At 50.0% G+C, this 10,620-nt stretch carries 10 protein-coding genes; all 10 read left to right on the top strand.

The features are described 5' to 3' along the window. Positions 1 to 93: 93 nt before the first annotated feature. The 10 genes from MPL1_RS06015 (at position 94) to MPL1_RS05970 (ending at position 10,570) form a co-directional block, all read left to right on the top strand. Positions 94 to 600: a chemotaxis protein CheW gene (locus MPL1_RS06015; RefSeq protein ID WP_009726234.1), complete on the top strand. Its 507-nt coding sequence runs from the start codon at positions 94 to 96 to the stop codon at positions 598 to 600. Further along, positions 600 to 1,109, top strand: a complete 510-nt coding sequence (locus MPL1_RS06010) for a chemotaxis protein CheW (RefSeq protein ID WP_009726233.1) — start codon at positions 600 to 602, stop codon at positions 1,107 to 1,109. Before MPL1_RS06015 ends, MPL1_RS06010 begins: the two co-directional genes overlap by 1 nt. Before the next feature lie 20 nt (positions 1,110 to 1,129). After that, the gene (locus tag MPL1_RS06005) at positions 1,130 to 1,831 is read left to right on the top strand and encodes a ParA family protein (RefSeq protein WP_009726232.1); all 702 of its coding nucleotides are present in this window, start codon (positions 1,130 to 1,132) and stop codon (positions 1,829 to 1,831) included. Continuing rightward, positions 1,831 to 4,269, top strand: coding sequence for a methyl-accepting chemotaxis protein (locus tag MPL1_RS06000; RefSeq protein WP_009726231.1), 2,439 nt, complete (start codon positions 1,831 to 1,833; stop codon positions 4,267 to 4,269). Before MPL1_RS06005 ends, MPL1_RS06000 begins: the two co-directional genes overlap by 1 nt. Positions 4,270 to 4,305: 36 nt before the next feature. Beyond that, entirely contained in the window at positions 4,306 to 5,151 is an 846-nt protein-coding gene (locus MPL1_RS05995; RefSeq protein ID WP_009726230.1) for a CheR family methyltransferase, read from the top strand. Continuing rightward, positions 5,151 to 5,777: a chemoreceptor glutamine deamidase CheD gene (gene cheD / locus MPL1_RS05990; RefSeq protein WP_009726229.1), complete on the top strand. Its 627-nt coding sequence runs from the start codon at positions 5,151 to 5,153 to the stop codon at positions 5,775 to 5,777. Before MPL1_RS05995 ends, cheD begins: the two co-directional genes overlap by 1 nt. 11 nt (positions 5,778 to 5,788) lie before the next feature. After that, positions 5,789 to 6,859 carry a protein-glutamate methylesterase/protein-glutamine glutaminase gene (locus MPL1_RS05985; RefSeq protein WP_009726228.1) on the top strand — a complete coding sequence of 357 codons (1,071 nt, stop codon included), beginning with the start codon at positions 5,789 to 5,791 and terminating at the stop codon, positions 6,857 to 6,859. Between the two features lie 39 nt (positions 6,860 to 6,898). Beyond that, complete coding sequence (locus tag MPL1_RS05980; RefSeq protein ID WP_009726227.1) at positions 6,899 to 8,065, top strand: methyl-accepting chemotaxis protein; 1,167 nt, start codon at positions 6,899 to 6,901, stop codon at positions 8,063 to 8,065. Positions 8,066 to 8,141: 76 nt separating this feature from the next. Beyond that, entirely contained in the window at positions 8,142 to 9,332 is a 1,191-nt protein-coding gene (locus MPL1_RS05975; RefSeq protein ID WP_009726226.1) for a flagellar hook-length control protein FliK, read from the top strand. Between the two features lie 44 nt (positions 9,333 to 9,376). Next, complete coding sequence (locus MPL1_RS05970) at positions 9,377 to 10,570, top strand: methyl-accepting chemotaxis protein (protein WP_235045541.1); 1,194 nt, start codon at positions 9,377 to 9,379, stop codon at positions 10,568 to 10,570. The last annotated feature ends 50 nt before the right edge of the window (positions 10,571 to 10,620 follow it).

Genomic DNA, 10,620 nt, shown 5'->3' with positions numbered 1-10,620 from the left:
GATTCTCCACTGCTGAGCAGTCAGCGACCTTTCTGGTCGTGGTGTTGGCATGATGTGGTGCGCAAAACATCCTGAGCTCGGGGTTAGTGGAGGTTGAGTCAGTCGCCTGGTGTTGGCTCGAAATTTACCATTCGACTGCCACTGACGCTGGCCATTATGGATGGTCAAACCGTCTCGCTTGGCTACGAGAAGTTCATTATTCCGTTGCTTTCAATTGTTGAGTCAGTCGAGATTGTCAGCAGTGATATCAAAAAAGTCTCCGGTAAGGGTGAACTCTACCTGCTGCGTGAAGAATATATTCCTGTAATCCGGCTGAGTGAGGTGTTCAATTTGCCAGCCTCCGCTGCTGCTGAGAAAGGTCTCATGGTGGTGGTTGAGGCTGAGGGGCAGCAAATGGGACTGTGTGTGGATGACTTGTTGGGTCAGCAGCAGGTGGTCATTAAAAGTCTTGAAACCAATTATCGAAAAGTGCCCGGATTTTCTGGCGCCACCATTCTCGGCGATGGCTCTGTGGCATTGATTCTGGATGTGTCGGGTCTGATGCGACTCTATCGGGGCCAGCAGTCAGTGATAGGGCAAAGTGATGGAAGGGCTGCCTGATGGAACGAGATAGCGCTTATGATTTCATCCAAACCGGCGATTCACTGGGCTTGTTTGAAAATCATGAGGGTATGGATCAGTACCTGACCTTTCTGATTGAGGACGAAGTGTACGGCGTGGACATTCTCCGAGTACGCGAAATTCGTGCCTGGAGTCAAATCACCCGCATTCCCAATACACCGGAATATCTGGTCGGCGTACTGAACCTGCGAGGCAACATCGTGCCGGTGGTGGATTTGCGGCTCCGTTTTGGCTTTGCCTTTAAGCCTTATACCAGCACTACGGTCATTATTTTGCTGCGTGTTGATGATGTGCGACCACGCACTGTCGGCATCGTGGCGGATGCTGTGATGGATGCCTGTCACGTTGATTCCGACACGATTCAGCCGGCGCCTATTCTGGGTAGTCAGCAGGACACCCGTCACATCAGTGGGCTGCTTGAACATGAATCCAACATGGTGATGTTGCTCGACATTGATCACCTGTTAAGTGTTGAAGCAACAGGTTGACGCTGGCCAATGGAGTGCAGATGAGTGAACAGCGGACAATTGCCATCATGAACCAGCAAGCCGGGGTCGGAAAAACCACTACTTGCCTGCATTTGGGGCGTGCATTAGCCGCACTGAACCAGTCGTGCCTGATGGTCGATCTATGTCCTGATGCCAGTCTCAGCAAGCAGTTGGGATTGGATGCCGAGCCGGGCATTGCCGAGACAATGATGGGCGCACCACTGCCGGAACCGACCATGATTAATAGTCAGTTGTCAGCATTGCCCGCAGGGCAACAGCTTGAACAGATAGAACAGTTGAGTGGCCTGGCAAATGGACACAAGTTAAGCAAACTTCTGAGCGAGTTTTCAGGCCAGACCTCATTTATTCTGCTCGACTGTCCGGACAGTGCCGGCATGCTCAATGCTAATGCTTTACTGGCGGCCGATGAAATCCTGATTCCAGTGACCCCCCAGCAGAATGCCTGGCAAGGCTTGGCGCAGATGATGCCTGTGATGCGCCGCTTACGCGGGCTTAACAGGGCCCCCTTGTTTTGGTTAATGCTGAATGCTGTTCCGGATGAACCGAAAATAATTCAGGCCTATTGCGACATGCTGGGCCAGTACTTCAAGGCCAGCGTGCTGAGAACAGTGATTTACGATTTTTCACAACATAAGCCAGATGCACAGACTGGGCGCTATAAAACGCTTGCTACAGATGTGCTCTATGGGAGAACAATGTAATGGCCGAAAATGATTCCAAATCTGCCAAAGCGCCGGCAAGACAACGACGTCGCTCAGTCAAGCCAGATCCTTTGGCATTGATTGAGCAAAACTTTGCGGCGCTTGTACCTGAGGGTGAGGCGCTGGCCGCACGCTTTTATGAGCGACTGTTTACCAATTATCCAAAGTTAAAACCGCTATTCAGTCATGTTTCTGTGGCTGGTCAGCAAAAAAAACTGCTTGCCTCTCTGGTATTGCTGGTTCAAAACCTGCGAAATCCGGATGTGCTTAATGATTATCTGAAAGGTCTTGGCGCAAGGCATCAGCAGTATGGAGTCATTGAAGCGTATTACCCGCCGGTTAAAGAAAATCTGTTGGCAGTGCTGGCTGAATTCAGTCCTAAACAATGGAGCCCTGAGCTGGCTGATGCTTGGGAAGCCGTGCTTGAAAATGTGATGAATATGATGCTCAACGCCTATGAGTCTGATGAGGACGAAATCATGAATGAACAAGTAACCACTCACGATACTGAGTCTGAAACCGAACTGGTTCGGATGCGCTCAGCGGTCAATGGCGCGATGACGGCAATAATGATGGTCGACAGGGATTTCAATATCACCTACGTCAATCAGGCCACTATTGATATGTTGCGACCTCATGAACACACGCTGCAACAGGCTTTTAAAGGCTTTGCAGTGGATAAGCTGGTCGGCAGCAATATCGACAGTTTTCATGCAAATCCGTCTCACCAGCGCAGGTTGTTGGCAAGTCCTGACAATTTGCCGTATTCCACTGATATACGAGTGGGGCCGTTACAGTTTCGCCTCAACGTGTCTGCGATGATCGCAGATGATGGCAGCTACATCGGTAATACGCTGGAGTGGGCCAATATCACTGAAGTTAGAGCAAAGGAACTGGAAATTTCAAGACTGACTTCGGCAGTCAATGGCGCAAGCACCGCCTTGATGATGTGTGATGAGAACAGAGTGATCACCTATGCAAACCCTGCGGTGATTGCCCTGTTGCGTAGGCGGGTGCATGAATTAAGAACATTATGGCCGGATATGGATGTGGATAATCTTATCGGTAAATCCATCGACAGCTTCCACAAACATCCTGAACATCAGGCTCGCATTTTGAGTGACCCTGCACGCTTGCCCTACCGAGCAGAAATCAGAGTGCTGGATTTGTATTTTGATCTCAATGCAACGGCAATTCTGAATGCCGAGGGCAAACTGATTGGCAACATGGTGGAGTGGCGGGATATCACCGAGCAGAAGTTGGGTGAACAGGAAATGGAATCCATCATTTCTGCTGCTCAGCGAGGCGATATAAATGCCAGATTGGATGCGGAACGTTATCAGGGGTTCATGAAAACGGTCGCCGATGGCATTAACAATCTGCTGGATGTCATGGTGTCTCCAGTTGAAGAAACTATCCGCTTATCACAGGCGCTGTCTGAGGGTGATTTGACCCGCACAATTGAAAACAGATACGAGGGAATGTTTGGTGAGCTGACCGGTGCAATGAGTGAATCAATCGCTCGGCTTGCACAGACGGTCATGCAAATCAATGAGGCGGCTGAAAATGTCGCAACCGCAGCCTCGGAAATTTCTCAAGGCAACCTTGATCTCAGTCAACGCACGGAAGAACAAGCATCGTCACTTGAGGAAACGGCGGCCAGCATGGAAGAGCTGACCAGCACCGTTCGCCAGAATTCTGACAATGCTAAACAAGCCAATCAACTGGCTGCAACTGCCAGAAAACAGGCTGAAAAAGGTGGTGAAGTGATTCAGCACGCTATTACAGCGATGGCTGAAATAAACGCTTCCAGCAAAAAAGTTGCAGATATCATCAGCGTCATTGATGAGATCGCCTTTCAGACCAATCTTCTGGCGTTGAATGCAGCTGTTGAAGCCGCTCGGGCAGGCGAGCAGGGACGTGGTTTTGCTGTGGTGGCGGCCGAGGTGCGAAACCTGGCTCAACGTTCAGCCGCTGCCGCCAAAGAGATCAAGGCCTTGATCAGTGATAGTGGTGAGAAAGTGCGTGAAGGTACTAACCTGGTGAATGAGTCGGGCAAAACGCTTGAGGAAATCGTTGAAGGTGCCAAAAAAGTCGGCGATATCATTTCCGAGATTGCCGCTGCCGGTGTTGAACAAACCAGCGGAATTGAACAAGTCAATTCTGCAGTCACACAGATGGATGAGATGACTCAGCAAAATGCCGCACTGGTGGAGCAGGCTGCTGCTGCCAGTCAGGCACTTGATGAGCAGGCCCGCAATCTGCAAAGTTTGATGGCATTCTTTAACACTGGACAAGTCATCAGAACAACTCAAGTACCAGCGCCACGAATGACACGTCCAACAATAACTCAGCCACAAGTGTCGAGACCCGCCAGAACAGTTCGTCCCAGCGCTCCACCGGCTTCGGGCAAAGATGATGAGTGGGATGAGTTTTGATAACGCTTAGCTCCTACTGAGTAGGCAACGAAGCCGATGCTCACAGAAGAACTGGCTCACGAATTTGATTTTCCGGATGTGCTGTTTGAGCGCATTCGGAGTTTTGCGCTCCAACACACCGGAATCAACTTGTCTGATGCCAAAAAGAATATGGTTTACAGCCGCCTGTCGCGGCGGGTGCGTAGCCAGTTTTCCGGAAGTTTTCAGGCGTTTTGTGAGGCTCTGGATGCCGATGATCCGGATACCTGCGAATTTCTCATCAACGCGCTGACAACTAATCTCACGGCATTTTTTCGTGAAAAGCATCATTTTGATTTTCTGGCGCAACAATGGTTACCGCAATTGCGTCAGACACAACCACAGCAACGCCGCTTGCGTATATGGTCTGCCGGCTGTTCCACCGGAGAAGAGCCATACAGTATTGCTATCAGCTTGCTGGAGGCCATGCCGGATATTGAGCAATGGGATGTTCGCATTCTGGCCACCGATCTCGATGCTAATGTCATCGCCTCGGCACAGCAGGGCGTCTACGATGGCCAGCGTGTTCAGGCGATGCCGGTAGATCAGGTTCGCCGCTGGTTTCAAAGAGGTGTTGGAAAAAATTCAGGCTTGGTGAGAGTGCGTGAAGAGGTGCGTAAACGGGTCACTTTTCGTCGCCTTAACTTGCTGCATGACTGGCCAATGCGAGGCCCGTTTGATCTGATTTTTTGTCGAAATGTGGTGATCTATTTTGACAAAGAAACACAAAAAACACTGTTTGACCGTTATGCCAATGTGTTGTCGGACACGGGCTATTTGTTTATCGGGCACTCTGAAAATCTGTTTCAGGTGACAGAGCGATTCAGATCACTGGGTCAGACCGTGTATTGCAAGGTTGCCTGATGAATAATCCAGGCGCTTTTCAGCCACCGGTTCTGAGGCAGTTCAGACACGTCAACCGTTATTGGGACGATGTTCGTCAACAGTGGGTTGCCAAGATTCTGCCGGGGCAATATTACGTATGCACCAATCATTCTGAATTGATTGCCACCACACTGGGCTCCTGCATTTCCGCCTGCATCCGAGATTCAAAGCTGGGTATTGGTGGCATGAATCACTTTATGCTGCCCATTCAACAGCATCAGCAGTATGGCTGGCTTGATGCAGCCACCCGATATGGCAGCTATGCCATGGAGTATCTGATTAATGAGCTGCTGAAACAGGGTGCTGCCCGTGACAGACTGGAAGTCAAACTGGCGGGCGGTGGACGCTTACTCACCAATATGACGGATATTGGTCTGCGTAACATTGAGTTTGTGACGAGATATCTGTCAGTGGAAGGCATTAAAATTACTGCTCAGGATACGGGCGATGTGTTTCCAAGGAAGGTGTTATATGACCCGGTATCGGGAATGATGCGAACCAAAAAACTACGCTCATTCCATAACGATACTCTTCTGACTCGAGAAGCAGCCTATCAGCAAAGCCTGATGCGTCAACCTGTCTCGGGTGGAGTGGAGTTGTTTTGACAGGGATACCAATGAAACCGACTACCGTCATTGTTGTGGATGACTCTGCCTTGATTCGCCAGTTATTGACCGAGATCTTGAATAACGATCCTCAAATCAAGGTGGTGGCGACGGCTGCCGATCCCTATCAGGCCCGCGAGCGTATCAAGCAGTTCAATCCCGATGTGCTGACACTTGATGTGGAAATGCCACGCATGGATGGACTGACGTTTCTTCGCAATTTGATGCGACTGCGGCCCATGCCGGTAGTCATGGTTTCAACACTGACGCAGCACGGAGCACAAATCACGCTGGATGCATTGGCACTGGGGGCCGTGGATGTCATTGCCAAACCCAAAATCGATGTGGCAAACAGCTTGAGTCATTATGCTGAAGAGATCATCAGCAAGGTGAAAGCAGCGGCAAATGCGCGGGTCCGAGCATACAGCGGTGGTGATCAGCTGCTGTCACCAAAACTTTCAGCCGATGCCATTATCGATCCGGATAAACCTTTAGCGCCTTTGAGAACGACGGAGAAAATCGTCGCAATGGGGGCCTCCACGGGCGGCACCGAAGCAATTCGCGAAGTCCTGGCGGCAATGCCGGCAGATTCACCGGGTATGGTCATTACTCAACATATTCCAGCTGCTTTCAGTGCTGCTTTTGCTGAACGTGTGAACAGGCAATCGGCGATGGAAGTCTGTCAGGCAAGGGACGGACAACAGATTTTGCCGGGACATGCCTTTATCGCCCCGGGCGATCAACATTTACTGGTTGAGCGGGACGGTGCTCGTTATGTCTGCCGCCTGAATGACGGTCCTGCCGTCAATCGGCACAAGCCCTCTGTGGACGTGCTGTTTCGTTCAGTGGCGCAACAAGTGGGGCCCAACGCGATAGGCGTCATGCTCACCGGGATGGGCGATGATGGTGCTCAGGGAATGTTGGAAATGAAGCAGGCGGGCGCAGTGAATATGGTGCAGGATGAGGCCAGCAGTGTTGTTTGGGGTATGCCCGGGGCTGCTTTCAAACTTGGCGCCAGTGATCAGCAACTTGCTTTGAGTGATATTGCGGCGGCGATTCGGCGTGCTGCGATGAAACATTAGCAGGCCAGAGATTTTGGCCCCTTAGTATGAGGATGCAATATGCCTGACAATAAAAAAATAATGTTATGGGGCGGCACCTTAGTGATCGGATTACTGACTGCCTGGCTGACTGCCTGGCCAGCTTTGGTTGCCGTGCTGCTGATTGCCGTATTGTGGCAGTGGTCGAACAGTGAATCGACCAATGAAGCCAACATGATAAATTCAGAGGTTCCAATCTCAGCGGCTCAGCAACAATCCACGGAACTCTATCGTGAAGCACATGTGTTGCTACAGCAACAACTTGAGCAAATCAGCGAAGAAAATAACCAGATTATGCAGTTGACTCACGCTGCAGTTGCTCAGTTAACAGAGAGTTTTCAGGGCTTAAATGCTCAAGTCAGTCGAGAAATTGAGCTTCTCAATGGTTTGATGAACCACTCTGAAGAGCATGACAGCTTTGCGGAGTTTATTGCTGAAACCGAACAGCTAATGAATTACTTTGTGAAGACTGTTTCTGACAACAGTGAGGACAGCCATTTTCTTATGCAGCGTCTTGAGGATATGACGGTCAAGGTTAACGCAGTGACCGCATTACTCGATGATGTAAAAGACATTGCTTCTCAGACCAACTTGCTGGCACTCAATGCGGCAATTGAGGCAGCCAGGGCTGGTGATGCCGGTCGTGGTTTTGCGGTCGTTGCTGATGAGGTCCGCAAACTGTCGCAAAAGTCGGATCTGTTTAGCGATCAGATCAATCAGCTGACCATGGATGTCAAATCAGCGCTCAATTTGGCTACCGAGGTTGTCGATCGCGTTGTTTCATCTGATACAACGACGGTAGTGAACAGCCAGGCCAAAGTGGCTGAAATGACCGAGACGCTGATGGAAATAAATCAGGCCAGTCAAAAAGTCATTCGTGAAACAGGTGGTGTGAGTGGGGAAATTTCACGTCTTATCAATCAGGCTGTGACATCCTTGCAATTCGAAGACATGAATACTCAGCTGGCCGAGCATGTGGGTCGACGACTTGAGACAGCCACTGAACTGCTTAATCTTGTGAGGGATCTACACCAGCTTAACAGTCAGCCAGAACTGTTAAATAATCAACTTGAGCAAATGCGCTCAATCCGCGAAACCTTTGATAATCTTCACCCGAAAATCAAATCGGTTTCCCATAAGTCGGTCTCCCAGAAATCGGTAGACAGCGGCGACATAGAATTATTCTGAATATAGGGGCTTTGATTGGCACATCGTTTGCTTTGTCTTTTTTAACGAGACTTCTCCTCCCATCGAGATGCATGCAATGGCTCAAACACTGACTATCAATTTGGATACCGCCGCTAACAGAGCACCTGTGAAAGCTGCAGGCAGCGCTGACGTTGAATCAGGGCAGCAATCCTCATTTATCTCAGAACTGGATCGACAAATTACTCAGGGCGACTCGGTCAGTAGCCGAGATAAGCAAGCCGATGCAGAATCTGCAGCGGAATTGAAGGATAAAGCGGAAAAAAGTGAGGTGGATGACGGCAAGATCTTGCCGGATGAGGATGTCGAACAGACCCAAGTTGCCGAGAGCGACGATGCAGAAGGGTTGGAAGAGGAGGAGGTTGTTGAGGACGCCGATGCTTTTGTGTTGGCCGCTTCACAGTCAGAATCTAAACAGCAAACCATGAGCCGTAAGGGCAAAACTACTGAGACTGCTCAAGCAAACGCACAGCATCAATCGCGCGGTGAGCGTAGAAACTCTGAGTCTCAAGTAGTCAGAAATCCAACACATGCTGCTTCAGAAATTGCAACTGAAACAGACAAACCTGTCAAAAACGCCATTCGTCCTGATATTTTGCAGGCGCTCAATTCACCTAATGCTCGTAATCAGAATTTTGTCGCTGTGAACGCCAAAACCGATGCTCAGTCATCAACAAGGCAATTATTATCACTGCCTGGCGCAACTGGATCTGCCACCCCCAGAACGGACGGGCCGGTAAACCTGCTGGCGCCGATGTTGACCCCGGTCGTCACAACTGGCGCTGGAAACGCAAGTTCAGCCTCTGTGCCGTTGCTTGACGTTCAGCCCACGCTGAATAATCCTGCCTGGGCAAAAGTCATGACAAGTCGTGTTTCATGGATGGCCAAACAGGGCGTGCATCAGGCGGAGTTAAGGATGAACCCAGCCAACCTTGGTCCTGTAGAGGTCCGTTTGACCGTTCAGAATGAACAGGCCAGTGTCACCTTTTTGGCGGCTAATGCCACAACACGTGAAGCACTTGAACAGGCGCTGCCTCGCCTGCGGGAGAGCCTGAGCGAAAATGGCTTGCAATTGACCGATGCCGAGGTCAATGATCAGGCATCTGATGAATCACATAAAAATCAGGAAGAGCAAAAACTTGCCATGGAAACTCAATTTGGCGTACTTGTTGACGACAACATTGAGCAAGATGATGCCAGGGAGGCACACACAGGAGTGCTGACAACAGGTGTCAGCTTGTATGCATAATAAAGCATGATAAATTACCGCCCGGTTAGCATTGGAGAGAGACCGTGTTTAAATTAGAAAATTACTCGCTGAGAAAGCGCATGTACATAGTGGCCGGCCTTGGCATTATTGGCTTGCTGTTGCTGGCGGTCGCCAGTTTATTGATGATTCGTAGCACTCTCGATTATGCGACGCAGATGCAGATTATCATCGCCGTTGTTGTGGTCGGTAGTGTGATCATCATGTATCTGGCGCATCTGATTGGCCGTTTTGGCGATAGCCGGGCTAACACGCTGGTCAGCGGTATTCAGAATATCAAAAAGGGCGATCTGACCCAGAAAATTGCTATTTCTGGAAAGAGTGATTTTAGCTGGATGGCTTTTGAATTGGACAGCGCAAGAAAAAATGTTGCTAACCTGGTCCATACCCTGATTGGTGGTGTTTCCCAGCTCAATACCGCTACTCAAAACATGGCTGTCATCAGTAAAGAAACGGTCGATGGTGTACTGAAGCAGCAGTCTGAAACCGAACAAGTTGCCACTGCAATGAATGAAATGGCGGCTTCTGTTCAGGAAGTTGCCCGGACAGCATCTAATGCCGCTGAAGCTGCAAAAAATGCTGATAACGAAGCCAAAGCGGGTAAACAGGTTGTACTTGAAACCATGGAGTCTATCGACTCACTGGCCAGTGAAGTTGAAAAAGCCGCCGATACCTTGAGCAAACTCGAAGCTGATATCGGCAACATCGGTGCGATCGTTGATGTTATTCGTGGCATTACCGAACAAACAAACCTGCTGGCGCTGAACGCGGCTATTGAAGCTGCGCGTGCTGGTGAGCATGGTCGTGGTTTTGCCGTGGTTGCCGATGAAGTCAGAACGCTGGCGGCCAGAACCCAGTCATCTACTCACGAAATTGAGGAAATGGTCGAGCGTCTTCAACAAGGTGCACGTCAGGCTGTAAAAGTAATGAATGAAGGTCGTGAGCGAGCTAAAACCAGCGTTGAGAAAGCTGCAAGCGCCGGGGCCGCACTGGACACCATTACAGCCATGATTTCGACAATGGATGAGATGAGTGAACAGATCTCTAATGCTGCCAATGAACAAACTTCAGTGGCAGAGAGCATCAATCGAGGCATTGTTAACATCAGCCAGGTAGCGGATCACACTGCCGAAGGTGCTCGTGAAACATCGAAAGCCGTAGAGACACTGAGTAGCTTGTCTGCACAGCTGCAGGAAGCATCTGGTAAATTTAAAGTCTGATTCAGCTTTAATCGATGATAAAAAAACCGGGCTTGCCCGGTTTTTTTTGT

The sequence above is a fragment of the Methylophaga lonarensis MPL genome (assembly GCF_000349205.1).
GTDB lineage: Bacteria > Pseudomonadota > Gammaproteobacteria > Nitrosococcales > Methylophagaceae > Methylophaga > Methylophaga lonarensis.
Note: the sequence above shows the minus strand (reverse complement) of the source record. Positions and strands in the feature narration are given on the sequence as shown.